The 22,766-nt window shown below is 68.8% G+C and carries 21 protein-coding genes; 13 read left to right on the forward strand and 8 right to left on the reverse strand.

The annotated features are described in order from the left end of the window. Positions 1-2: 2 nt before the first annotated feature. From flhB to ACSQ2H_RS05660, 3 genes are all read left to right on the forward strand, one after another. Positions 3-1,091: a flagellar biosynthesis protein FlhB gene (gene flhB / locus ACSQ2H_RS05650; RefSeq protein WP_436060471.1), complete on the forward strand. Its 1,089-nt coding sequence runs from the start codon at positions 3-5 to the stop codon at positions 1,089-1,091. 75 nt (positions 1,092-1,166) lie between these two features. Further along, on the forward strand, positions 1,167-3,236 hold the full coding sequence (cckA, locus tag ACSQ2H_RS05655) for a cell cycle histidine kinase CckA (protein WP_436060472.1): 2,070 nt from the start codon (positions 1,167-1,169) through the stop codon (positions 3,234-3,236). 50 nt (positions 3,237-3,286) lie between these two features. After that, a complete protein-coding gene (locus ACSQ2H_RS05660; protein ID WP_436060473.1) occupies positions 3,287-4,207 on the forward strand; it encodes a mechanosensitive ion channel family protein in 921 nt (306 codons plus the stop codon). Here ACSQ2H_RS05660 and ACSQ2H_RS05665 read toward each other — a convergent pair. After that, a complete protein-coding gene (locus tag ACSQ2H_RS05665) occupies positions 4,197-5,408 on the reverse strand; it encodes a TIGR03862 family flavoprotein (protein ID WP_436060474.1) in 1,212 nt (403 codons plus the stop codon). The two genes, ACSQ2H_RS05660 and ACSQ2H_RS05665, sit on opposite strands and share 11 nt — an antisense overlap. A gap of 39 nt (positions 5,409-5,447) precedes the next feature. After that, entirely contained in the window at positions 5,448-5,831 is a 384-nt protein-coding gene (locus tag ACSQ2H_RS05670; RefSeq protein WP_436060475.1) for a hypothetical protein, read from the reverse strand. Between the two features lie 161 nt (positions 5,832-5,992). Between ACSQ2H_RS05670 and ACSQ2H_RS05675 the strand changes: the two genes are divergently transcribed. The 3 genes from ACSQ2H_RS05675 (at position 5,993) to ACSQ2H_RS05685 (ending at position 9,809) form a co-directional block, all read left to right on the forward strand. Continuing rightward, positions 5,993-7,903, forward strand: a complete 1,911-nt coding sequence (locus ACSQ2H_RS05675) for a DEAD/DEAH box helicase (RefSeq protein WP_436060476.1) — start codon at positions 5,993-5,995, stop codon at positions 7,901-7,903. Between the two features lie 87 nt (positions 7,904-7,990). After that, entirely contained in the window at positions 7,991-8,722 is a 732-nt protein-coding gene (locus ACSQ2H_RS05680; protein ID WP_436060477.1) for a TVP38/TMEM64 family protein, read from the forward strand. Between the two features lie 61 nt (positions 8,723-8,783). Further along, on the forward strand, positions 8,784-9,809 hold the full coding sequence (locus ACSQ2H_RS05685) for an NADP-dependent oxidoreductase (protein WP_436060478.1): 1,026 nt from the start codon (positions 8,784-8,786) through the stop codon (positions 9,807-9,809). A 15-nt stretch (positions 9,810-9,824) separates the two neighbouring features. On the opposite strand, the gene ACSQ2H_RS05690 is transcribed toward ACSQ2H_RS05685, so the two are convergent. Further along, a complete protein-coding gene (locus ACSQ2H_RS05690) occupies positions 9,825-11,456 on the reverse strand; it encodes an acyl-CoA synthetase (protein WP_436060479.1) in 1,632 nt (543 codons plus the stop codon). A gap of 88 nt (positions 11,457-11,544) precedes the next feature. Continuing rightward, positions 11,545-12,558 (reverse strand): fatty acid desaturase, encoded by a 1,014-nt coding sequence (locus ACSQ2H_RS05695; protein WP_436060480.1) that lies wholly within the window; start codon positions 12,556-12,558, stop codon positions 11,545-11,547. Positions 12,559-12,744: 186 nt separating this feature from the next. On the opposite strand from ACSQ2H_RS05695, the gene ACSQ2H_RS05700 reads away from it, so the two are divergent. Next, positions 12,745-14,595 (forward strand): DUF885 domain-containing protein, encoded by a 1,851-nt coding sequence (locus ACSQ2H_RS05700; protein WP_436060481.1) that lies wholly within the window; start codon positions 12,745-12,747, stop codon positions 14,593-14,595. 2 nt (positions 14,596-14,597) lie between these two features. On the opposite strand, the gene ACSQ2H_RS05705 is transcribed toward ACSQ2H_RS05700, so the two are convergent. Together ACSQ2H_RS05705 and ACSQ2H_RS05710 are read right to left on the reverse strand one after the other, a co-directional pair. After that, positions 14,598-15,101: a GNAT family N-acetyltransferase gene (locus ACSQ2H_RS05705; RefSeq protein WP_436060482.1), complete on the reverse strand. Its 504-nt coding sequence runs from the start codon at positions 15,099-15,101 to the stop codon at positions 14,598-14,600. Then, a complete protein-coding gene (locus tag ACSQ2H_RS05710) occupies positions 15,101-16,732 on the reverse strand; it encodes an EAL domain-containing protein (protein WP_436060483.1) in 1,632 nt (543 codons plus the stop codon). Before ACSQ2H_RS05710 ends, ACSQ2H_RS05705 begins: the two co-directional genes overlap by 1 nt. Before the next feature lie 130 nt (positions 16,733-16,862). Here ACSQ2H_RS05710 and ACSQ2H_RS05715 point away from each other — a divergent pair, with 130 nt between their 5' ends. Together ACSQ2H_RS05715 and ACSQ2H_RS05720 are read left to right on the forward strand one after the other, a co-directional pair. Continuing rightward, entirely contained in the window at positions 16,863-17,348 is a 486-nt protein-coding gene (locus tag ACSQ2H_RS05715) for an NUDIX hydrolase (RefSeq protein WP_436060484.1), read from the forward strand. Positions 17,349-17,367: 19 nt separating this feature from the next. Then, the gene (locus ACSQ2H_RS05720) at positions 17,368-18,453 is read left to right on the forward strand and encodes a phosphatidylinositol-specific phospholipase C1-like protein (RefSeq protein ID WP_436060485.1); all 1,086 of its coding nucleotides are present in this window, start codon (positions 17,368-17,370) and stop codon (positions 18,451-18,453) included. Here ACSQ2H_RS05720 and ACSQ2H_RS05725 read toward each other — a convergent pair. Then, entirely contained in the window at positions 18,450-18,848 is a 399-nt protein-coding gene (locus ACSQ2H_RS05725) for a GFA family protein (protein WP_436060486.1), read from the reverse strand. The genes ACSQ2H_RS05720 and ACSQ2H_RS05725 overlap by 4 nt on opposite strands. 104 nt (positions 18,849-18,952) lie before the next feature. Between ACSQ2H_RS05725 and ACSQ2H_RS05730 the strand changes: the two genes are divergently transcribed. The 4 genes from ACSQ2H_RS05730 (at position 18,953) to ACSQ2H_RS05745 (ending at position 21,474) form a co-directional block, all read left to right on the forward strand. After that, positions 18,953-19,093, forward strand: coding sequence for a hypothetical protein (locus ACSQ2H_RS05730; RefSeq protein WP_436060487.1), 141 nt, complete (start codon positions 18,953-18,955; stop codon positions 19,091-19,093). Positions 19,094-19,159: 66 nt separating this feature from the next. Beyond that, a complete protein-coding gene (locus ACSQ2H_RS05735) occupies positions 19,160-19,309 on the forward strand; it encodes a hypothetical protein (RefSeq protein ID WP_436060488.1) in 150 nt (49 codons plus the stop codon). A 69-nt stretch (positions 19,310-19,378) separates the two neighbouring features. Beyond that, the gene (locus tag ACSQ2H_RS05740; protein ID WP_436060489.1) at positions 19,379-20,350 is read left to right on the forward strand and encodes a CorA family divalent cation transporter; all 972 of its coding nucleotides are present in this window, start codon (positions 19,379-19,381) and stop codon (positions 20,348-20,350) included. Between the two features lie 68 nt (positions 20,351-20,418). Next, entirely contained in the window at positions 20,419-21,474 is a 1,056-nt protein-coding gene (locus tag ACSQ2H_RS05745) for an alpha/beta fold hydrolase (protein ID WP_436060490.1), read from the forward strand. Here the strand turns inward: ACSQ2H_RS05745 and ACSQ2H_RS05750 are convergent. Next, on the reverse strand, positions 21,471-22,745 hold the full coding sequence (locus ACSQ2H_RS05750) for a dicarboxylate/amino acid:cation symporter (RefSeq protein WP_436060491.1): 1,275 nt from the start codon (positions 22,743-22,745) through the stop codon (positions 21,471-21,473). The genes ACSQ2H_RS05745 and ACSQ2H_RS05750 overlap by 4 nt on opposite strands. Positions 22,746-22,766: the final 21 nt, after the last annotated feature.

The raw sequence follows: 22,766 nt of genomic DNA on the forward strand, positions 1-22,766 counted from the left end.
ACATGGCCGACGAACAGGACGCAGCCTCCAAAACAGAAGAGGCGACACCCCAGAAACTCGCCAAGGCGCGAGAGAAGGGCGATGTCGCCAAGACCCCCGACCTGGCGATGCTCGCCTCGTTCGTCGGCGCTGCGGCGGTGATCGCCATCGCCGGCGGCTGGATGTCGCGCAACCTGGCGGCCGAGCTGCTGCCGTTCATCGCGCGGCCCGAGAGCATCAGCCTCGAAGGCCACGGCTCGATCGACGTCGCCCGCCATGTGGCCCGCGCGGCCGCCCCGATCCTGCTGGGCGTGATGATGGTCGCCGCCGTCATGGGCGCGGCCGGCAACCTGGTGCAGACCGGGCTGCTCTACAGCCCCGACAAGATCAAGCCCGACTGGAAGAAGGTCTCGCCGATGGCGGGGCTGAAGCGCACGCTGGGGCCTGACGGCCTGATGCAGTTCTTCAAGTCGATCGTGAAGATCATCATGGTCGGCTGGGTCGGCTGGGTGGTGATGAAGCCCTACATCCATCCGCTGAAGGAGTTGGCCGCCCTGGACCCGGCGGCCATGCTGCCGCTGATGGTCGAGATCCTGCGCAAGCTGGTGTTCGCGACCGCCGCGCTCATGCTGGCGATCGCCGGGTTCGACTGGCTCTGGCAACGCCAGCGCTTCCTCAAGCGCATGCGCATGACCAAGGAAGAGCAGAAGGAAGAGTTCAAGAACTCGGAAGGCGACCCGCACTTCAAGGCCAAGCGCCGCCAGATCGCCATCCAGCGCTCGCGCCGCCGGATGATGGCGGCGGTGCCCAACGCCACCATGGTGGTCATGAACCCGACCCACTACGCCGTGGCGCTACGCTACGAGGCCGGCGAAACCAATGCGCCGCAGTGCGTCGCCAAGGGCATGGACGCCGTCGCGCTGAAGATCCGGGCCCTGGCCGAGGAGCATGGCGTGCCGGTCATCGAGGACGCGCCATTGGCTCGCGCGCTCTATGCGGCCGTCGAACTCGACGACTTCATTCCGCCGGCTCACTACGAAGCCGTGGCCAAGCTGATCGGCTTCATCATGCAGAGCAGCGCGCGTGTGGCTGCAAAGGCCCGCCACCACTGAGAAATATGAGAACATTGCGTGACTGATTCGCCGGAGGCGCTGGCCTCCCCGTCCGAATTCAACCGGGACCGTCCCATGGCCAAGCCTAAGACGAAGGACCGCGCGGCCCGCCGCTTCGATCCGATGACGGCGCTGGCGGTGCTTTGCTTTCTCGCCGCGGTGGGCTTTGCGGCCGTGCCGGCCTTCAACGCCGGCCCGGCGACGCGCGCCGGGGTGATGCTGCTGATCGGGCTGTTCGGCGTGGCCTGCCTGGGCCTGTTCGCGCTGCGCAACTCGGCCGAGCCGGCCGTGGCCGGAGAGCCCGGCGCCGATCAGATGGTCGACGCGCTGACCGAGCCAGCGGCGATCGCCGCCGCCGACGGGCGCATTCATGCCGCCAACGCCGCCTGGCGCGCGATGCTCGGCGCGGCCGCCCGCCTGCCCAAGGGCGGTTCGTCGGCCGCCAGCCTGTTCTCGGCCCTGACCGCCGCGCGCCGCGGCGAGACGGCTCAGGCCTCGATCCGCAACAACGGCTCGGAGCACTCGGCCACCGTCGCCCCGCTGGGCGAGCGCCGCTTCCTTGTGCGCCTGGCCGAAGCGCCGCCGCTGGCCCTGCCGCCGGCCGCGGCCGAGGTGCTGCAGGCGTTCAATACGGCCAAGCCGCCGCCGCCTAAGGTGCTGGACGCCTTCGCCGCCGCCTCGCCGTTCGGCGCGGCGCTGCTGGACGGGGACGACCCCTTCGAAGCGACGATCATCGAGGCCAATCCCGCCCTGGCCGGCCTGTCGGGCGGGGCGACCAGCGGCTCGCGGTTTGGCGACCTGATCGACGCGGGCTCACGCGCCGATGCGGTCCAGAAGCTGGCCGAGGGGCATGTCGGGGCGCTGGAAGTGCGGCTGGCCAAGGATCCGGCCAAGATCGCCCACCTCTATCTCTCCAGGAGCGATGGCCGCTGGGTCGCCTACCTGGTCGACGTGTCCGAGCAGAAGCAGATCGAGCTGCAGCTCTCGCAGAGCCAAAAGATGCAGGCCATCGGCCAGCTGGCCGGCGGCGTCGCCCACGACTTCAACAACCTGCTGACGGCGATCTTCTTCCAGCTCGACGTGCTGGCCCAGCGCCACCCGGTCGGGGATCCCTCGTACGAGGGGCTGAACGAGATCCGCTCGACCTCGACCCGCGCCGCCGACCTGGTCCGCAAGCTGCTGGCCTTCTCGCGCAAGCAGACCGTCCAGCGCGAGACCCTCGACCTCGGCGAGCTGATCAGCGAGTCCGAAGTGCTGCTGCGCCGCGTGCTCTACGAGGACGTGAAGCTCGAGACCGAGTACGGCCGCAACCTGCCGCACGTGCGGGCCGACCGCAGCCAGATTGAGACCGCGGTCATGAACCTGGCGGTCAACGCCCGCGACGCGGTGCGCGCCCATGGCGGCGGCGTGGTCCGCATCCGCCTGGCGAGGCTCACCCAGGACGAGGCCGCCGCCCAGGGCTATCCGGCCGCCAAGGGCGACCAGGCGCTGATCGAGGTCTCGGACGACGGTCCCGGCATTCCGCCCGAGGTGATGGACAAGATCTTCGACCCGTTCTTCACCACCAAGCCGGTGGGCGAGGGGACGGGGCTGGGCCTCGCCACCGTCTACGGCATCGTCAAGCAGTCCGACGGCTGGATCAGCGTCGCGTCCAAGCCGGGCGAAGGCGCGGCGTTCCGGATCTTCCTGCCCGTCCATATCCCGACCGCCGCCGCGCCGGCGCCGACGCCCGCCGCCAACAAGGCGCCGCCGAAGGCGCGCGACCTGTCGGGCGCCGGCCGCATCCTGTTCGTCGAGGACGAGGACGCGGTGCGCACCGTGGCCGCCAAGCTGCTGCGGGCTCGCGGCTACGAGGTCATCGAAGCCGGGTCGGGCGAGGAAGCGCTGGAACTGGCCGAACAGCACGCCGGCCAGATCGACCTGATGATCTCGGACGTGGTGATGCCGGGCATGCAGGGGCCGGATCTGCTCAAGCACGCCCGCGCCTATCTGGCCGGCGCGCCGGTGATGTTCATCTCCGGCTACGCCGAGGCGGAGTTCTCGAACCTGCTGGAGGGCGAGGAAAACATCTCGTTCCTGCCCAAGCCGATCGACATCAAGACGCTGGCCGAACGGGTGAAACAGGAACTCCAGAAGGCGGCCTAGCGTTGGGCCCGGAATAGCCTTGGCGGGGGCGTCGATGCTAAGCGGTGGGCATGCAGGGAATTGAACGCGAGATCACCACCCGTCTGAACCAGACGGTCCGGGCTGACGAGAACGTCTTCCACAAGTTCATCGACGCGGCCGGCGACCTGGCCGTGAACCTCGTCGTCGCCGTCGTCATTTTGACCGTCACGTGGTGGGCGGCCGGCTGGGCCGCGCGGCTGGTGCGGCGGCTGATCGCCCGCGTGCATGGCGGCGGGCCGCCGGACGTGACCCTCCAGGGCTTCGCCGGCTCGGCGGCGCGCTACCTCGTGATGATTGTCGGGATCATCGCCGTGCTGCAGCAGCTGGGCGTGCAGACGACCTCGATCCTGGCGGTGCTGGGCGCCGCCTCGCTGGCGGTCGGCCTGGCGCTGCAGGGCACGCTGAGCAACGTCGCGGCCGGGGTCATGCTGCTGCTGTTTCGTCCCTACCGGGTCGGCGACGTCATCGAGGTGGCTGGGCGCACCGGCACAGTGCGGTCGCTCGACCTGTTCGTCACCGAACTCACCACGCCTGACAACCTCAAGGTCGTGCTGCCCAACGGCAAGGTGTTCGGCGACGTCATCGTCAACACAAGCTATCACAGCCGCCGCCGCGTCGACGCGGTGATCAAGACCGACCTCAAGCGCGATGTCCCGGCCCTGATGGAGGGGCTGAAGGCCCGCGCCGAGGCCAATCCCCTGGTGCTCAAGGACCCGGCCCCTCAGGTCGAACTGACCGGAATGTCCGAGGCCTTCGTCGAGCTGACCGTCCGGGCTTGGGTCGAGGCCGGCGATTTTGGGACCGTGAAGGCCGACATGATGCTGGCCGGCCGTTTGCTGGCCGAAGGCGCCGAGCAATTGCCGGCGCTGCCGGCGCCGCGCGCCAAGCCCGCGGCCCCGAAGAAGAAGCCGCGTCCGACCCTAAGCGACCGGCTGCGCGCTAAGCCTTAAGGATCGACCGCGCGGCGTGGACGCCGGTCGCGAAGCAGGCCTGCAGCAGGTAGCCGCCGGTCGGGGCTTCCCAGTCGAGCATTTCACCGACCGCATAGACGCCGGGGATCGTGCGCAGCATCAGGTCCTCGTCCAACGCTGATCGCTCGACGCCGCCTGCCGACGAGATCGCGCGTTCCAGCGGACGCATGCCGGTCAGAGGCAACGGCGCGGCCTTGATCGCCCGCGCCAGCGCACCGGGCTCGCGCGGCAGGTCCACGCCGTGCGCCTCGCGCAGCAGGTTGATCTCGATCGGCGACAGTCCCGCCGCCTTGCGCAGCAGGTTGCTGGTCGACTGTCCGCCCGGCGCGCGGTGCAGCCGGTCCGTCAGCTTGGCGCGGCTGAGGTCGGGGGTCAGGTCGACCTCCAGGACCGCAGCGGCGCCGCGGGCGAGCGTCTCGCGCAGCTCCGCCGACAAGGCGTAGATCGCGCCGCCCTCAATTCCGTAGGCGGCGATCATCGCTTCGCCGCGCACGGACCTGCCGTCGAAGCTAAGGGCGATGTTCTTCAGCGGCTCGCCGGCGAAGCGCTCGGCGAACATCGAGCTCCACGCGACGTTGAAACCCGCATTGGCGCTGCGGAACGGCGCGAGGGCGACGCTCTTGTCGGCGAGCAGCGCGGTCCACGATCCCGTCGAGCCGAGATTAGGCCAGCTGGCGCCGCCCAGAGCGAGGATCGTGGCGTCGGGGCCAACGGTCTCGACCGCGCCCTCGGGGGCCGCGAAGACCAGCTCGCCGGCCGAGTTCCAGCCACGCCATTCATGCCGCAGCCGCACTTCCACGCCCTGCGAGGACAGCCGCGCCAACCAGGCCCGCAGCAGGGGAGAGGCCTTCAACGCCTTCGGGAACACACGCCCGCTGGAGCCGACGAAGGTCTCCTGTCCCAGGCCGTGCGTCCAGGCCTGCAGGTCGCTGGGGGAGAACGCTTCGATCATCGGCGCCAGCCAGTCCGCGGCCTCGCCGTAGCGTCCGGCAAACGTCGCCAGATCTTCCGAGTGGGTGAGGTTGAGGCCGCCGCGGCCGGCCATCAGGAACTTGCGGCCGAGGGTCGGCATCCGGTCGTAGAGCGTCACCTTCACGCCGGCGGCGCTCAGGATCTCGGCGGCGATCAGGCCCGCGGGGCCGCCGCCGACCACCGCGGCGGTCTTCACTGACTTGGACATCGGCGAGGTCAGAGGCCGTTCCGCCGCAAATGTCCAGCCTCAGGGCGCGAAGCTGGAGCGCGCCTTGACGCCCCAATGACCGTCTTCGCAGGTGATCACATAGATGGAGTCGAAGCCGCCGATGACGCTGCCGTCCTTGCGATAGCGGGTGAAGCGGGTGTCGATGTGGACCTTGTCGGCGCCGGCATGGATCACCTCGCGCCGCTCCCAGGCCGAGTGGTCCCAGTCCGACAGCGGTCCCTTCTCGAACATCTGCGGCTGGTGATAGCCAGGCTCGATAATCGTCAGGGTGTTGGAGGCCAGCCGCACGCTGGGGAAATTGAAGGTCTGTTCGAACGCCGGCAGGTCGCGGGCGTTGAAGGCGGTCATGAACGCGTCGGTGACGGCGAGGGCGGCGGCGATCTGCGCTTCGTAGTTCGACATATCATCTCCCTTGATCACACCAGCTTGGCACGTTTATTTCTGCGGCGCTTGCGCCCGGCGGTACGAATTCCGCGTTGTAAGGCTTGCCGTAGACGCCTGCTTGGCCTCTAAGGCGCGCCCGCGCTCTTTTTTGTGTGTGGCGCGAACCTTCAAGGACGACCATGGCCTTCCCCAACATTCATCCCGCCTTGGCGCGCGCGCTCGCGAGCCAGGGATACGAAGAACCCACCCCCGTACAGGCCGCGGTCCTGACCGAGGAAGCCGAGGGGCGCGACCTGCTGGTCTCGGCCCAGACCGGGTCTGGCAAGACTGTCGCCTTCGGCCTGGCGGCCGGGCCCACGCTGCTCGGCGAGGAGCAGTGGTTCGGCCAGGCCGGCCCGCCGCTGGCGCTGGCCATCGCCCCCACCCGTGAACTGGCGATGCAGGTCGCCCGCGAACTCAGCTGGCTCTACGGCCAGGCCGGCGCGAAGGTCGAGACCTGCGTGGGCGGCATGGACCCGCGCCGCGAGCAGCGCGCCCTGGCCGCCGGCTGTCACATCCTGGTCGGCACCCCCGGGCGCCTGAAGGACCACCTGGAACGCGGCAACCTCGATCTCGGCGAGCTGCGCGTGCTCGTCCTCGACGAGGCCGACGAAATGCTCGACATGGGCTTCCGCGAGGACCTGGAAGAGATCCTCGACTCCTCGCCGGTCGACCGCCGCACGCTGCTGTTCTCGGCGACGATCGCCAAGGACATCGCGGCCCTCGCCAAGCGCTACCAGAAGAACGCCCTGCGCATCGACACCGTGCGCCGCGACGAGCCGCACGGCGACATCGAGTACCGCGCCGTCCGCGTTGCGCCCAATGAAGTCGAGCTGGCCGTGGTCAACGTGCTGCGCTTCTTCGAAGCTCCCGGCGCGCTGGTGTTCTGCAACACCCGCGACGGCGTGCGCCACATGCATGCGGCCCTGCGCGAGCGCGGCTTCCAGGTCGTCGGCCTGTCGGGCGAGCTTGGCCAGCGTGAGCGCTCCGAAGCGCTGCAGGCGCTGCGTGACGGCCATGCCCGGGTCTGCGTGGCGACCGACGTCGCCGCGCGCGGCCTCGACCTGCCGGACCTCGGCCTGGTGATCCACGCCGACCTGCCGATCAACAAGCCGGCCCTGCTGCACCGCTCGGGCCGCACCGGCCGCGCCGGCCGCAAGGGCACCTCGGTCCTGCTCGTCCCCTACACGCGCCGCCGCAAGGCCGAGCAGCTGCTGGCCTCGGCCGGCGTAGACGTCCAGTGGCAGGGGCCGCCGACCGCCGACGAGATCAAGGCCAAGGACCAGGCCCGGATGCTCGAGGACCCGATCCTCACCGAGACCCCGGCCGAGGAAGACCTCGCCCTTGCGCGCCTGGTGCTGGAGACCCGCAGCGCCGAGCAGGTGGCCGCCGCCCTGATGCGCCTCTACCGCCAGCGACTGCCGGCGCCGGAAGAACTCTACGACGACAGCCGGATGCGCGACGCCCAGGCGCGTGATCGCGAACGCCCGCAGCGCGGCGATCGCTGGGAGCCGTCCGACCGCGACGATGGTCCGATGGGCCGCCCGCCGCGTCTCGCGCCGGAGGACGTCTCGTGGTTCAGGATCACGGTCGGCCGCGCCAAGAACGCCGACCCGAAGTGGCTGATCCCGATGATCTGCCGCCTGGGACACATCACCAAGAAGGACATCGGCTCGATCCGCATCTTCGATCGCGAGACGAAGTTCGAGATATCCAAGGAAGCCGAAGTCAAGTTCGCGGCCGCCGTGAAGGCGACGGTCGACGACGAGATCAAGATCGAAGCCTCGGGCCCGCCCGGCGGGCCGACTTCGCCGCCGCGTGGCGGTCCGCATCGCAAGGGGCCGCCGAACGGCGATCGGCCCTTCCGCAAGGGCCCCCCTGGCGAAGGCAAGCCGACGTCCCGCAAGGGGCCGCCCGGCGAAGGCAAGCCGTTCGGCAAAGGCCCGCCGCGTGAGGGCGGCAAGCCCGCCTTCAAGGGGCCTCCGGGCGCGCCGGGGCCCAAGGCCGGCAAGCCGCCGTGGAAGAAAAAGGGCAACGATCAGCGCAAGTAGCCGTCTTGGTCCGGTCACAAAATCAGTCCTAGGCTGAGGTCGCGCGTTCTCTTGGGGACGCGCGACAGGGACGAAGGCGCCAGCCGGATGACCGAGACCGAGAAAGACCGACGCCTGGCCCGCCTGCGCATCGCCGCGCGGTGGGTTCCGGCGGTGCTGCTGGTCGGTGCGGCGATCGCCCTCTACGCCAGCGGCCTGGGGACCCTCTCGTTCGACAGCGTTCAGGCCAACGAGATCCGTCTGCGCGGCGAGGTCGCGGCTGCGCCGATCGTAGCCCTGGCGGTATTCATCGCGCTCTACGCCGTCGCTACGGGCGCGTTCGTGCCGCTTGGCCTGGTGCTGATGCTGGCCGGCGGCTTCCTGTTCGGGCCGCTGATCGGGGCGCTGGCGACCATCGTCGGATCGACGCTCGGCGCGATCATGACCTATCTGGCGGCGCGGTTCGCCGCCGGAGACCGCATTCGCCGCGCGCTGACCGGCGGGCGTTTCCGCAAACTGATGGAGGGGTTCGACCGCGCCCCGTTCCGCTATCTGCTCACCCTGCGCCTGGTGCCGCTCAGCCCGTTCGGCCTGGTGAACCTGGCGGCCGGTTGTGCGCGCGCGCCGTTCCGCGCCTATGCGGCCGCCACTGCGGTCGGTGCGGTGCCCTATTCGCTGATCTACAGTTATCTCGGCGCAGGCCTGGGCCAGGCGTTCCTGGGCGGGCGGACGCCGGACGCCAGTCTGTTGCTGCGGCCGCAGGTGGCGCTGCCGCTGGCGGCGCTGGGGGCGCTCAGCCTGCTCAGCGGGCGACTGAAGCGTCGCGAGCAGCCGCTGTAGGCGCTCGACTCCGCCGCCTGGCGCGGCCCATGATCGGGGAGCCTCTCGGAAGGAGCCCCTCATGCCGACCAACCGTCAGTGGATATTGCGTCGCCGTCCCGCCGGGGAGATCGTTCCCGACGACCTGGAGCTGATCGAGACGGTGACGCCCGAATTGCACGACGGCGAGGTGTTGGTTCGCAACATCTACCTCTCTCTCGACCCGACGAACCGCATCTGGATGAGCGACCAGGACCAGTACCTGCCGCCGGTCCAGATCGGCGAGGTGATGCGCGGCGGCGCGATCGGGGTGGTCGAGCAGTCGCGCAACGCGGCGCTGCCCGAGGGAGCGATCGTCAACGCCGGCCTGGGCGGCTGGCAGGACTATGCCGTGGTGCACGAGGGCATGGCCCGGCGGGTGCCGCATCTGACCGACGTGCCGCTGACCGCACATATGAGCGTGCTCGGCGCGACCGGCCTGACCGCCTATTTCGGGCTCAATGACATCGGCAAGCCGCAGCCGGGCGAGACGGTGGTGGTTTCGGCCGCCGCCGGCGCCGTCGGTTCGATCGTCGGCCAGCTGGCCAAGCTGCAGGGCTGCCGCGTGATCGGCATCGCCGGCGGGCCGGAGAAGTGCCGCTGGCTGACCCAGGACCTCGGGTTCGACGCGGCCATCGACTACAAGTCCGAGGACGTCAGCAATGCCTTGTCGCGGTTGGCCCCGAACGGCGTCGACATCAATTTCGAGAATGTCGGCGGCAAGGTGATGGACGCCGTCATCGGGCAGATGAACAACTTCAGCCGCATGCCGCTATGTGGGATGATCTCGACCTACAACAGCGAAGGCGCGATCGCCGGCCCGACCGACTTCGGGCGGGTGCTGATGCACCGCATCCTGATCAAGGGCTTCATCGTCATCGACTACCTGCCGCGCGCGGCCGAGGCGATGGCCGAGCTCGAGCCGCTGGTGGCCGGCGGCCAGCTCAAGTGGAAGGTCCACGTCGTCGACGGCCTGGAGAACGCCGTCGGCGCGCTGGGCCGGCTGTTTACCGGCGACCATGACGGCAAGCTGCTGGTCCAGGTCTCGCCCGAGCCCAGGCACGCCTGACGTTGAACGGGGGCGCTAGGCCCCCACGCCCAACGCCGCCAGCGCCCGTTCGCGGCTGGCCTTGTAGTCGACCTTGCCGTTGGGGGCCCGGCCGATGCTGGGGACCACCACCATTTCGCGCGGAGCCTTGTAGGCGGCCAGCCGCGAGCGGACGTGGGCGGCCATATCCTCCAGGCTGGGCGGTTCGGCGCTGGGTTCGGCCTCGACCACGGCGCAGATGCGCTCGCCGAAGCGCGGGTCCGGCACCCCGACCACCACCGCGTCGCGAACCGACGGATGGGTCTTCAGCGCCTCCTCGACCTCTTCGGGGAAGACCTTCTCACCCCCGGTGTTGATGCACTGGCTGCCGCGTCCGAGCAGCTTCAGGGTGCCGTCCAGATTGACCTCGGCCCAGTCGCCCGGAACGCTCCAGCGCTGGCCCTCCATAGTCTTGAAGGTCTTGGCGCTCTTTTCGGCGTCCTTGTAGTAGCCGACCGGCAGGAAGCCGGAGACGGCGACCAGGCCGCGCTCGCCCGAGCCGGGTTCCACCCGGCGGCCCTCCTCTGTGAACACTGCGCAGTTGGGGCCGAGCATGAAGGCCGCCGTAGCCGCTTCGGCGCCCGGCGCCGAGGCCGAGGCGCCCAGGCCGACGGCTTCCGAGGAGCCGAACGAGTCCATGATCATGGCGTTGCGCGCGTGGCTGAGCAGGCCGCGCTTGTTCTCCTGGCTCCACATCGAGCCGGACGAGCTCATCGCCTTGACGTTCGACAGGTCCCAGCGACCGGGATTGGCCTCCAGCGCTTCCAGCATCGGCGTCGAGAAGGCCAGGCCGACGATGACGATGTTGTCGGCCCTCAGCCGCACCGCCTCGTCCCACAGCTCCATGGCGTTGAAGTGCCGGGAGGGCAGGCTGGCGACCGCGCCGCCGATATTGAGCGTGATGAAGGCTGAGAACTGGCCGGTGCCGTGCATCAGCGGGCAGCAGACGAGGGTGGTCGGCGAGGGATAGGTTCCGAGCCGCGCGCCAAGATCGTCGACAGCTTCCAGCGGCGGCAGGCCCATCAGCGCGTGCCCGCCGGACCCGATGACGTTGAACAGGTCGTCCTGACGCCACATCACGCCCTTCGGCATGCCGGTGGTGCCGCCGGTGTACAGCAGCAGCAGATTGTCGGGCGAGCGGCCCCAGGGCGCCTTGAACGGGCGCTGGGCCGGCGGTGTGGCGACGATCTGGTCGTAATCGTCGGCCCAGTCTGGGACGGGGTGGCCGGGCTCGGCGACCGCGATCCAACGCTTCACGCTCGGCAGCTTGGCGCGCAGCGGCGCCAGCGTCTCGGCGAACCCGGCGTGGAACACCACGGCCTGGGCGTCCGCGTTGTCGAACAGATAGGTCAGCTCGTCGCCGCCGTAGCGATAGTTCGTGTTGATCGGCGCGACCCCGGCCTTGAAGGCGGCGTAGTAGGTCTCGAGGTATTCCGGCCCATTGTAGAGGTAGGCGGCGACCTTGGCGTCGGCGGTGATCCCGTTGGCGACCAGGTGGGCGGCCAGCGCGTCGGCGCGGGCGTCGAACTGGCCCCAGGTGACGACGCGGTCGCCCTGGATCAGGGCCGGATGGTCAGGCTGTCTGGCGGCGATCGCCTCCCAGACGTCAGCGAATGTCCACGCGCTCACGACGTCACCTCCCAATGTCTTTGTGTTTTGGGAGGAAGTTGGGGGTCAGCCGCGTGCGGGTGTCAACGTTGACCCCAGGGCAGGCGCGTCAGGCCGCGCGGGCGAGGCCGCGGATATCGCGGAACGAGACCAGGCGCTGGGCATGCTCGTCCCACAGGGCCAGGCGCGCGTTCTTGAAGCTGTCCCAGAGGCCGATGCGGCTGACGTCGTGCAGCTCCGGGTGGTCCTTCAACACTTGCGGCAGGCGATAGAACGGGATGCGGGCCGACAGGTGGTGCACGTGGTGGATGCCGATGTTGGCCGTCAGCCAGCGCAGCGGCTGGGGCAGGTCGTAGTGCGAGCTGCCGTGCAGGGCGGCGTCGTCGCGCTTCCACTCGCCGTTCCGCGACCAAGACACGCCCTCGTACTGATGCTGCACGAAGAACAGCCAGACGCCGATGGTGGCGGCGATCACCATGGTCGTGAAGTTGACCAGGATCACGGGCGCGACGCCCAGCAGCCACATCATCACGCCGACGCCTGCCGCGGCGATCGCGGTGTTGCCCAGCGTCGAGGCCCAAGGCCGCCAGCCGTCCTTCATCAGGCCGACCGGCAGACGCTGTTGCAGGAAGAAGACGAAGGTCGGGCCGAGGCCGAACATGACCGCCGGATTGCGGTAGAGCCGGTAGCCGAGCCGACGGATCGGCGACAGGGCCAGATACTCATCGACGGTGAGCATCTCGATCACGCCCAGGCCGCGACGGTCGAGGTTGCCGGACGTCGCGTGGTGCATCGCGTGGGTGCGCCGCCAGTAGTCGTAGGGCGTCAGAGTCAGCAGGCCGATGGCGCGCCCGACCCAGTCGTTGGCGGCCTTGTCCTCGAAGAACGAGCCATGGCCGCAGTCGTGCTGGATCATGAACAGGCGAACCAGGAACACGGCCGCCGGTACGGCGAGCAGCAGGGCCAGCCACCAGAAGCCGAAGTGGAACGCAGCCCAGCCAAGACCCCACAGGCCGGCTAGGATCGAGGCCGTGAGCGCGAGTTCAAAAATGCTGCGCGACAGGCGCGGGCGCTTATAGGCGGCGAGCTTGCGGCTCCAGTCGGCGGGCTTGGGATCGGTCACGTGGTCCAGTTTCCGTCACGGGGCAGGTGTCTTTTCTGCCGTCAGAATGCGGTGGTTCTACGACAGCACATTGAAGCGGCCGCCCGCATTAAGGCGAAATCCTCGAGCACGCCATGCCGATGTCTTGTCGCGGGAAGGGGGATGCCCCTAGGGTCGCGTCACGTTGTGACAGCTTGGGGGGCGGACATGCACAGTCGCCGACAACTTCTACTTTCCGCCGGCGCCTTGGCGTTTCTGGGCGGCTGCGCCAGCAAGGCGGCGGCGCCTGACGTCGCCGCGGCCCCGCCGCCCGCCTCGCCGGCTCCGGACGCCCAGACGCAACTGAACGCGTTCCTGGAGAAAATCTTCCAGCAGGCGCTGGACGATTCGCCGCAACTGGTCACCGGGCTCGGCCTCGACAAGGACGCCCGCGCGCCGGCCAAGTTCAAGCTCGACGACGCTTCGATGGCGGAGAAGGCGCGCGCCAAGGCGCTGAACAGCGCCCAGCTTGCCGAACTGAAGGCGATCGACCGCAGCCGGCTCAGCGGCATGGCCGGCGTCAACTACGACAGCGTGATGTTCAATCTGGAGACCGCAGAGACGGCCAACCAGCGCTTCGACTACGGCTATCTGGGCGCGGGCGTGCCCTACATGATCTCTCAGCTGAGCGGGTCCTATCAGTCGACGCCGGACTGGCTCGACAACCAGCATCGCATCGAGACCAAGGAGGACGCCGACGCCTACCTCTCGCGTCTGGCCGACTTCGGCAAGGTGATCGACGACGAGGTCGAGCGCGCCCGCAAGGACATTGGGGCCGGGGTGATCCCGCCGGACTTCATCATCGCCCGCGCCTTGCCCCAGATGCAGGGCATGCTGGTCGCGCCCGAGGCTTCGGGCCTGGTGACCTCGGTGGCCCGCCGCGCCCGGGAGAAGGGCATCGCCGGCGACTACGCCGGCCAGGCGGCCAAAATCTACGCCGATAAGGTCGCGCCCGCCCTGCAGCGCCAGATTGCGCTGTTCAAGGACATCCAGGGCAAGGCCTGGCACGACGCCGGCGTCTGGCGCCGGCCGGACGGGCAGGCCTACTACGAGCACGCGCTGCACGGCTCGACCACGACGCGGCTGACCGCCGACGAGGTCCACAACATCGGCCTCGAGCAGGCCAAGGCGCTGCAGGCGCGCGCCGACGAACTGCTGAAAGGGCAGGGCCTGACCAAGGGCGGGGTCGGCGAGCGGATCCAGGCGCTCTACAAGGACAAGCGCTACCACTATCCGAACACGGACGCCGGCAAGGAAAAGCTGATCGCCGACCTGATGGATCTGGTCGCCGCCACCAGCAAGCGCCTGCCGGAGTACTTCGGGACGCTGCCCAAGGCGCCGCTCAAGATCCAACGCGTGCCCAAGTCGATCGAGGCGGCGGCCCCGGGCGGCTACTACAACCAGCCCAGCCTCGACGGTACGCGGCCCGGCATCTACTGGCTGAACCTGCGCGACACGGCCGAGTATCCCAAGTGGGCGCTGCCGACGATCACCTATCATGAAGGCGTCCCGGGCCATCACCTGCAGCTGTCGCTGCAGCAGGAAGCCGACCTGCCGATGATCCGCCGCGCGACCTTCCTGTCGGCCTACGGCGAGGGCTGGGCGCTCTATGCCGAGGAACTGGCCCGTGAGATGGGGGTGTACGAGGGCGATCCCCGCGGCGAGATCGGCTACATCCAGGCGGCGTTGTTCCGCGCCGCGCGTCTGGTCGTCGACACCGGCATGCACGCCAAGCGCTGGAGCCGCGAGCAGGCCATCAAGACGATGACCGAAATCAGCGGCACCCCGACCACCGCCTCGACCACCGAGATCGAACGCTATGTCGTCTGGCCGGGGCAGGCGTGCAGTTACATGGTCGGAAAGCTGGAGTGGCTGCGGCTTCGCGAAAAGGCGAAGTCCGCGCTCGGCGCGAGCTTCGACATTCGCAAGTTCCACGATGCCGGGCTGCTGTCGGGGGCGATGCCGTTGACCGTGCTCGAGGCGGTGGTCGACCAGTACGTGGCCGGCGCGCGCGGCTGACCTTAAGCGAGCCGGCGGTAAAGACGTTCGATCTTGCCGCCGGCCTCGTAGCTTCCAGCATCGGCCAGGCCGAGTTTGGTCAGGACCCGTTGGGAGCCGAGGTTCTCAGGGTGCACGCTCGCCGCCAGGGCCGGCAGGTCGACGGTGGTGAAGGCATGATCCATCAGCCGGGCTGCGGCCTCGGTGGCGATGCCGCGGCCCCAGGCGTCGCGGCGCAGGCGATAGCCGATCTGGACGTCGTCCGTGCCCGGCAGGGGCGTCAGGAGAGCCCAGCCCAGCATGCGCTCTGGCGCGGCCAGCTCGAACAGGCTCCAGTATCCGAGACCCTCGCCGAAGTCGGCCTCGATCTGGGCCGACAGGTGCGCGCGCTGGCGCTCCGGCGGCCAGACCGCGCCAAGATAGCGCATGACCTCTGGATCGCTGTTGATGGCGATACTGTCTTCGAGATCGCTGACCTGGCGAGGGCGCAGGATCAGCCGTTCGGTCGTAAAACGCGGTTGGACCATCAGCCCCAACTGTCGACCGATCCCACGCGGCGGGCGGCAGGGCGGCGAGCCGAGGCGACGGCGGAGACGGGCGCAGGACCGCGAGCCGGGATCTCGCTCGGCGCGCCGTAGAGCCAGCCCTGGGCGAAGTCGACGCCGGCCCGGCGGACGGCGTCCTCGGCGGCGGCGTTCTCGACCATCTCGGCGATGGTTCGGACCTTGAGCTCGGCGCACATGCGGACCAGGTGACGGATGAAGGTGCTTTCGCGGCCGCCGTGCTGCAGTTCGCGGATGTAGCGGCCGTCGATCTTGACGATGTCGAGGGTCAACTGCTGCAGATAGGCGAGCGACGCGGCGCCTGCGCCGAAGTCGTCGAGGCAGACCATGCAGCCCTCCTGGCGCAGCGCCGAGAGATGGCGGTCGGCCAGGGCCAGGTCGTCGATGGCGGCGCTTTCGGTGATCTCCAGCAGCAGCCGGCCGGCGACGTTCGGCGACTTGGCCAGCATCTGCCGCACGGCGTTGATGAAGGCGGGGCTGATGATCGTGCGGCCGGAGACGTTGGCGGCCAGCTTCAGGTCCGGCTCGGCGGTAAGGCGGGCGATGGTTTCCTCGACCACGGCGATGTCGAGCGGCTCGATCATGTCGAGCTCTTCGGCCATGCGGATCATCGGATAGGGGCTGGCGCTGTCGCCAAAGCGGACGAGCACCTCGTAGTGATGCAGGGCCGAGCCGGCCTTGAGGTCCACCACCGGCTGGAAGACGAGCCGGAAGCGCTTGTCGTTCACCGCCGCGCCAAGCACCCCGACGTCGGCCAGGGTCTTCTTGATCGAACGGTCGACCATGTCGTTGAGGTCGAGGGACGAACCGTCGCCGACGCCTTCCGAAATGAAGTTGTCCAGGGTGTAGCGGATGGCGCGGGCGAGCTGGGCCGGCGAAGCGGTCGATTGCAGGCTCATCAGCCGCGCGTTGGCGTTCAGGTCAGAAGCGGAGTCCGACGTCACCCCGGCGATCAGTCGCTGGACCAGAGCGTCGACGCCTTCGCCCTTCAGGCGAACGAGCGCGAAGCGGTCTGCGCCGAGGCTGGCGGCCGTCGAGCCGCCGTGCGATTGCGCGCGCAGGCCGCCGATCAGGCGTTGTTCCAAGGCCATGAAGGCTTCCGGTCCCAGCCGGTCGCGCAGGGTCTCTAGGCCGCCGAACTCCAGGAACGCCATTTCCAGCTCTTCGCCGGTGGCGCGCGCAGCCTCGATCAACGCGCCGGTGGCCGCCTCGAAGCCGGACTTGTCGTGCAGGTCGTGGCGCGTCTTGGCCGCTGCGCGGCTCAGGGCGCAGGAGATCGCGCCGCCGTTGCCGGGCATCTTGAACGCGGTCATCGAAGCTGCGCGTTCGCCGTCGTTCTCACCGGCCAGGCCGACGACGATCGGTCCGCCGCGGCCGCCGTCCTTGAGCCCGCTCAGCAGGGCCGCGACCATCATGCGATCGCGCGGGTCGATGAAGTCACGCCAGGCGCGGCCGACGAGATCGGTTTCCGCCGATCCGGACAGAGCCTCGCTCGCCCCGATCGCCAGGGCGATACGGCCGTCCGGCGCCATCTCCAGCAGGAGGTCTGCGCTCGCGAACGCGAAGCCGAGCAGGCGCTGAGGGGCTAGTGACAAGCGGTGAGCTCCATCCCGCGGGAAGCGCCGCATACTTTACCGACGCGATTAATTTCACGTTGAGACCAAGGTTCGCCATAAATGCGGCGGATCGCGGGGGCTTGTCGCCGCAGGTATTCAGGAGGGGTGAATGCGCGAACGACCGACGGCCAGGGTGCTGTTGTTCGACGACAGCGGCCGCATTCTGCTCCTGAAGGGGCGTCTGCCGAACCGCCCTGCACACACCTCGTCATGGTTCACCGTGGGCGGCGGGGTGGAGCCCGGCGAAACGCTGATCGAGGCGGCGATGCGCGAAATCGCCGAAGAGACCGGCTTCGTCGACGGCGTGGAGCTTGGTCCCATCATCTGGGTCCGCGAGTCCGTCAGCGCGCTGGTTACGGGCGAGACGGTGCTGTTCAAGGAAAGCTACATCGTCGCGCGATGCCGCGGCGGCGAACCGACCCGTGATGGGTGGGAGGAGTACGAACGCGACCTGATCGACGACATCCGCTGGTGGAGCCTGGACGAGATCGCCGCCACCAGCGACCGTATCTGGCCCGAGCGGTTCTGCGAGCTGATCGGTGCGGCGGCGAGGGGCGAGCATCCGGACGAACCGCTGATCATCAGCGTCGACTGACGGCGCTTGGGGGGAACAAATGATCATCACCGTGATCGCTGCGGCCGCAGCCATCCACGCAGGCTGCGACCTCGAAAAGCCCACCGGCGGGCCGGGCTGCACGCGTGAGGCGGTCGACGCCCTGAAGCTCAACGATCTGCAGGCCGTCGGCACCCACAACTCCTACAAGCAGGCTATCGCGCCCAAGCAGATGGCGCTGTTGCGGGCGGTCGACCGCAAGCAGGCCGACGGTCTCGACTACGCGCATCCTCCGCTGGCTGCGCAGCTCGATGCCGGCGCCCGGCAGTTGGAGCTCGACTTGCTGAACGATCCGCAGGGCGGGCGCTACGCCTCGCCGCTGGCCATGAAGATGGCCCCGGATCTGCCGTACGATCTTGATCCGCTGCGCGCGCCGGGCATGAAGGTCATGCACGTCCAGGACATCGACTATCGCTCGAGCTGTCCGCGGTTCATGGACTGTCTGCGACAGATCGCCGGATGGTCGAAGGCTCACCCCGACCATCTGCCGATCCTGATCCTGCTGAACCTCAAGGAAGACGGGTTGAAGGTCCCGGGCACGGTCGATCCGCTGCCTTTCGACGCAGCGGCGATGGACGCGGTCGACGCCGAGATCCGCTCAGTGTTCGCCGAGCGCGACCTGATCACGCCAGACAGCGTCCAGGACGGTCACGCCAGCCTACGCGAAGCGGTGACGGCGGGCGCCTGGCCGACGCTGAAGGCGGCCCGCGGCAAGGTGATGTTCGCGCTCGACGCGCCGCCGGAGCAGGTCGCCGTCTATCGCGGCCAACGCCGCTCTCTCGAAGGCCGGGCGATGTTCGTGAACATCGACGAGACCTCGCCTGCGGCCGGCTACATCACGCTCAACGAGCCGCAGGAGCAGGCCGTCCGGATCGCCGCGGCGGTGAAGGCGGGGATCATCGTGCGCACCCGGGCCGACGCCGATACGGTCGAAGCCCGCAGCGGCGACACCGCCCGCCGCGAGGCCGCCTTCGCCTCGGGCGCGCAGTTCGTGTCGACCGACTACATGTCGCCGGACGTGCGTTTCGGCGCCTATCGCGTCGAACTGCCTGGGGGCGGCGCCGCGCGGCCCAATCCGATCCGCTAAGGGCGAGCGTCCGGGTATTGCGGCAGGTCGTCGGTGATCGGCCACCACGGGGCCTTGGAGTCGACGTAGAAGTGGAAGCCCAGCGTGGCGTCGGCCGGCGCGTCCAGCGTGCCGGCGCGCAGCCGCATCGCGCCGGGCTTGCTGGCCAGGCGGCTGAACAGCGGACCGCCGCAGCGGCGGCAGAACACCCGTTCCTTACCAGGCGAAGACTCGTAGGCGGTCAGCTGTTCCTCGCCGCTGAGCAGGCGGAAATTGACAGTCTCAAGCGGGATGTTGGCCCCGAACGGACCGCCCTGGGCTTTGCGGCAGTCGCTGCAGTGGCAGAGCTGAATGGGCGGCAGGTCGCCCTCCACCTCGTAGCGAACGGCGCGGCAGAGGCAGGATCCGGCGTGCATTGGTCAACTCCTTGAAACCTTGACGCGAGCATTAGGGTTAAGGGCGCAGAAACTAACCAAAACCGTTTACGGGAACTTGACGGAACATTGTTATTCATCCGCGCATGACCCGTTTTTCGATCCAGTACGAGGAGCCGACGCCGCGCAAGCCGCCGCCCAGCGGCTGGGTCATTCTGCGTGTCTTCATGTGGACCCTGCTGTTTGCCTCTCTCGGCCTCTGGAGCTGGGCGATGCTGGCCAAGTAGCGACCTTGGCCCGCAGTTTGCGGTCACCGTTCTCCGACAGGGCAAGACGTCCCAACGGAGGACACTATGCGGTTCACTTTCGCCGAAGAGGCGCCGGTCGTGCGGCGCAACCCGATGCTGACCTTGGCGCGTCGCGCCTTTGATTTCGTGGTCATCGGCGCTGTTCTCTACGCCGCCGTCGAGACGGTGGTCTTCCTGCGCGGCATGGTCGGCTAGGGCCGTCATCGGCCTGTCACGTCTGCGTCGCATGACCGCTTCGAGCAGGGCTCGGGAGGTCGTCGATCCATGGTGCAGGCCAGCGCCTTTCTCTGGGCGTATGTGTTCGAGAGCGGCCGGGCGCGGCCGCTGACCGACGCCACCCTGAACTCGCAACCCCACGACGCCTGGGTATGGACCCATTTCCCGCTGAGCGACCAGCGGGCGCGACTTTATCTGCAGGACTTCAGCGAGATGCCGGGCGCGGCGCGGGAGATGATCCTGCGCACCGAACAGCGCGTGCAGATCCAGTTCAGCGGCGCCTGGGCCTACGGCGTCCTCCCCGACTTCGAGCGTGACCTGGACGGCCGGGCGAACGGCGCGGGCCGGCTGATGTTCGCCCTCAGCAGCCATCGGCTCATCACCGCCCGCCGCCAGGCGTTGCGCGTCGTCGACGAGGTGCGGCGGGAGGCCGAGCGAGGCGACCTGCTGGCGTCGCCGGCGGAGGCGGCGATCCGCCTGATCGAACGCTATGTCGACGTCTCGGAGATGCGCCTGCACGCCGCCGCCGAGGCGCTGGACCGTGTCGAAGACCGCATGCTGAGCGGTCATGGCGAGATCGAGGGGCTGAAGCTGGGGCCGACCCGTCGCGGTCTGTCGCGCGACCACCGCGAGTATCTCGGTCTCCGTAGCGCCTTGCACCGCGCCTGCGCGCCCCGCGCCGCCCATGGCGTCGAGGCGTTGTCCTCGCAACTGCCGCGTCTGGCGCAGGAAGCTGAAGACCTCGACCGCGAGGCCGCCAGCCTGCAGGAGCGGGCGCGGCTGATCCACGAGGAGATCGACACCCAGATCACCAGCGCCACCAACCGCAGCATGAAGGCGCTGACGGTCATGTCGAGCCTGCTGATCCCGCCGACCGTCATCGTCGGCGCGTTCGGCATGAACCTCGAAGGCATGCCGTTCGCAGCGTCCCATGCCGGGTTCGCGGTGGCCTGCGCGCTCTGTCTGGCGGTGGTGGCGGGGGCGTACTGGTTGCTGCGGCGAATGCGCATCATGTCCTGACGCCACGGCGCCCCTGGCACGGCGCGGCGAACTGGTTTCAGTGGTCGCCAAAGATCGGGGAGAACGCCGTGAAACTGCTGAGCCTGACCCTTGCCGCCTGCCTGCTGGCCTCAGCAGCGCATGCCGAAGCGCCGACCGTGGCCAAGGTCGGAGACCTGCCCGTCGCGTTCGACGATCTCGGCGCGGCGGTTCAAACCCTGCAGACCGCGGAGGGCCGCACCGTCCACTTCACGGACACTGGCGAGGCCGGGTTCAGGCCGGTTCTGTTCATCGGCGGCACGGGAACGAGCGCCCGGGCGTTCGAGATGACCGAGTTCCTCAAGTCGATGCGCAAGCAGTTGAAGCTGCGGTTCATCACCGTCGAGCGGAACGGCTTCGGCGACAGTCCGATCGCCGCCGGTTGGGGTTATGGCGACTATGTCGGCGAGGTGCGGGCGGTGCTCGACCATCTGGGCGTCCAGCGGATGGCCGGCGTCGCGATCTCCGGCGGCGGGCCGTACATGGCGCAGGTCGCCGCGGCCATGCCCGAACGCTTCATCTCGCTGCACCTGCTGGCCGCCGCAACCCAGCGGCCGGACGGCGATCCGATCTGCAAGCTGACCGCCGAGCAGCTGACCGGCGTGATGAAGTCCCAGGTGCAGAACCCGAAGACCTGGTGGGGCTTCCCGAAGGACAGTCCGACGCACCAGATCCCGGGCTTCGCCGACCGCGCCTATGACGAGGGCGCGCGGGCCTTCTACATCCGCGGCCAAATGGGCGACCCGGCGCCGGAGGTGGCGGAGATCATGCGCTATTGCGGGGCGTCGCCGGACCTCTCGGCGGTGAAGGCGCCGGCGTTCATCTACCAGGGCGCGGCGGACAAGCTGGTGACTGCAGACACCGCCGAGCGGTGGCAGGCGCAGTTGTCGAACGTGGTGGAGATGCGCCTCTACCCGGGCGAAGGGCACGATGTGCAGTACCGGCACTGGGACCAGCTGCTGCTGGACGTGGCGGGGCATTCCCAGCTCACCGCGATCTGCGCCTCGGGCCGCTCGCGGGCGGTTCCCAAGGCGCAGGCCGATCAGATGCTCAAGGCCGGCGCCACGCTGGGCGTCTGCGCCTGGGCGAAGCCGCCGGCCGGCTAGGCGCTTGCCTTGGCGGGCTCGCCGGGGGCGTCGGGATCCTGGTCCTCGATGTCCTCCAGTTCGCCTTCCCACTTGGCCACCACCGCGGCGGCGACCGAGTTGCCGACCACGTTGGTCGCCGAGCGGCCCATGTCGAGCAGGTGGTCGACGCCGAGCACGATGGCGATCCAGGCTTCCGGCAGGCCGAAATAGGTGAGGGTGGCCATGATCACCACCAGCGAGGCGCGCGGCACGCCGGCGATGCCCTTCGAGGTCACCATCAGCAGCAACAGCATGAAGATCTGCTGCTGGACCGTCAGGTGCACGCCGTGCGCCTGGGTGATGAAGATGGTCGCGAAGGTGCAGTAGAGCATCGAACCGTCGAGGTTGAACGAGTAGCCCAGAGGCAACACGAACGAGACGATGCGGCGACGCACGCCGACCTTCGGCAGGGCGTCGAGGATGCGCGGATAGGCGGCTTCCGAGCTGGCGGTCGAGAAGGCCAGCAGGGCCGGGGTGCGGATCACGCCGAACAGCGGGATTACGCGCTTTCCGATGACGAAGAAGCCGGCGATGAACAGCAGCCCCCACAGCACGCCCATGGTCGCATAGAAGCCGACGACGAACTTGCCGTAGACCGCCAGCATCGCCAGGCCCTGCGTCGCGATGGTCGAGGCCAGAGCCGCAAAGATCGCCAGCGGGGCCAGCTTCATCACGAACTCGGTGACCTTCAGCATGATCTGGGCGCCCTGTTCGACCAGGATTGAGACGGCCGGGGCGCGGTCGTCGACCGCGGCGACCGCGGTGCCGACGAACAGCGAGAAGACGACGATCTGCAGGATCTCGTTCTTGGCCATGGCGTCGACGATCGAGGTCGGCACCAGGTGGGTGATGAAGCCCTTGAGCGTGAAGGCGTCAGTGTTGGCGGCGGTCGGCGCGGCGGCGGCCGCGGTCTCCAGGTGCAGGCCGGCGCCCGGCTGCAGCAAGTGGACCATCATGAGGCCGACCAGCAGCGAGACCACCGACGCGCCGATGAACCAGCCCATGGTCTTGGCGCCGATCCGGCCGATGGCTGCGGCGTTCTCCATGTGGGCGATGCCGGCCACCAGGGTGGTGAACACGAGCGGGGCGATGATCATCTTGATCAGCCGCAGGAACACGTCGGTGATCAGCGACAGATTGTCCGCGGCCTGCTTGGCTTGATCGGCGCTGAGGAACTGGTTGCAGGCCCATCCGACGCCTATGCCGAGCACCATGGAAAGGACGATCAGCAGGGCGAAACGGCGGTTCATAGGCGGCTCACGGCTCGTGGA

The organism is Phenylobacterium sp. LjRoot97 (assembly GCF_964254345.1).
GTDB lineage: Bacteria > Pseudomonadota > Alphaproteobacteria > Caulobacterales > Caulobacteraceae > Phenylobacterium.

Bases quoted from the DNA above. Each gene is read 5' to 3' on its own strand.
- flhB (WP_436060471.1), top strand. From the start codon at position 3: ATGGCCGACGAACAGGACGCAGCCTCCAAAACAGAAGAGGCGACACCC.
- cckA (WP_436060472.1), top strand. From the start codon at position 1,167: ATGGCCAAGCCTAAGACGAAGGACCGCGCGGCCCGCCGCTTCGATCCG.
- ACSQ2H_RS05660 (WP_436060473.1), top strand. From the start codon at position 3,287: ATGCAGGGAATTGAACGCGAGATCACCACCCGTCTGAACCAGACGGTC.
- ACSQ2H_RS05665 (WP_436060474.1), bottom strand. From the start codon at position 5,408: ATGTCCAAGTCAGTGAAGACCGCCGCGGTGGTCGGCGGCGGCCCCGCG.
- ACSQ2H_RS05670 (WP_436060475.1), bottom strand. From the start codon at position 5,831: ATGTCGAACTACGAAGCGCAGATCGCCGCCGCCCTCGCCGTCACCGAC.
- ACSQ2H_RS05675 (WP_436060476.1), top strand. From the start codon at position 5,993: ATGGCCTTCCCCAACATTCATCCCGCCTTGGCGCGCGCGCTCGCGAGC.
- ACSQ2H_RS05680 (WP_436060477.1), top strand. From the start codon at position 7,991: ATGACCGAGACCGAGAAAGACCGACGCCTGGCCCGCCTGCGCATCGCC.
- ACSQ2H_RS05685 (WP_436060478.1), top strand. From the start codon at position 8,784: ATGCCGACCAACCGTCAGTGGATATTGCGTCGCCGTCCCGCCGGGGAG.
- ACSQ2H_RS05700 (WP_436060481.1), top strand. From the start codon at position 12,745: ATGCACAGTCGCCGACAACTTCTACTTTCCGCCGGCGCCTTGGCGTTT.
- ACSQ2H_RS05705 (WP_436060482.1), bottom strand. From the start codon at position 15,101: ATGGTCCAACCGCGTTTTACGACCGAACGGCTGATCCTGCGCCCTCGC.
- ACSQ2H_RS05715 (WP_436060484.1), top strand. From the start codon at position 16,863: ATGCGCGAACGACCGACGGCCAGGGTGCTGTTGTTCGACGACAGCGGC.
- ACSQ2H_RS05720 (WP_436060485.1), top strand. From the start codon at position 17,368: ATGATCATCACCGTGATCGCTGCGGCCGCAGCCATCCACGCAGGCTGC.
- ACSQ2H_RS05725 (WP_436060486.1), bottom strand. From the start codon at position 18,848: ATGCACGCCGGATCCTGCCTCTGCCGCGCCGTTCGCTACGAGGTGGAG.
- ACSQ2H_RS05730 (WP_436060487.1), top strand. From the start codon at position 18,953: ATGACCCGTTTTTCGATCCAGTACGAGGAGCCGACGCCGCGCAAGCCG.
- ACSQ2H_RS05735 (WP_436060488.1), top strand. From the start codon at position 19,160: ATGCGGTTCACTTTCGCCGAAGAGGCGCCGGTCGTGCGGCGCAACCCG.
- ACSQ2H_RS05740 (WP_436060489.1), top strand. From the start codon at position 19,379: ATGGTGCAGGCCAGCGCCTTTCTCTGGGCGTATGTGTTCGAGAGCGGC.
- ACSQ2H_RS05750 (WP_436060491.1), bottom strand. From the start codon at position 22,745: ATGAACCGCCGTTTCGCCCTGCTGATCGTCCTTTCCATGGTGCTCGGC.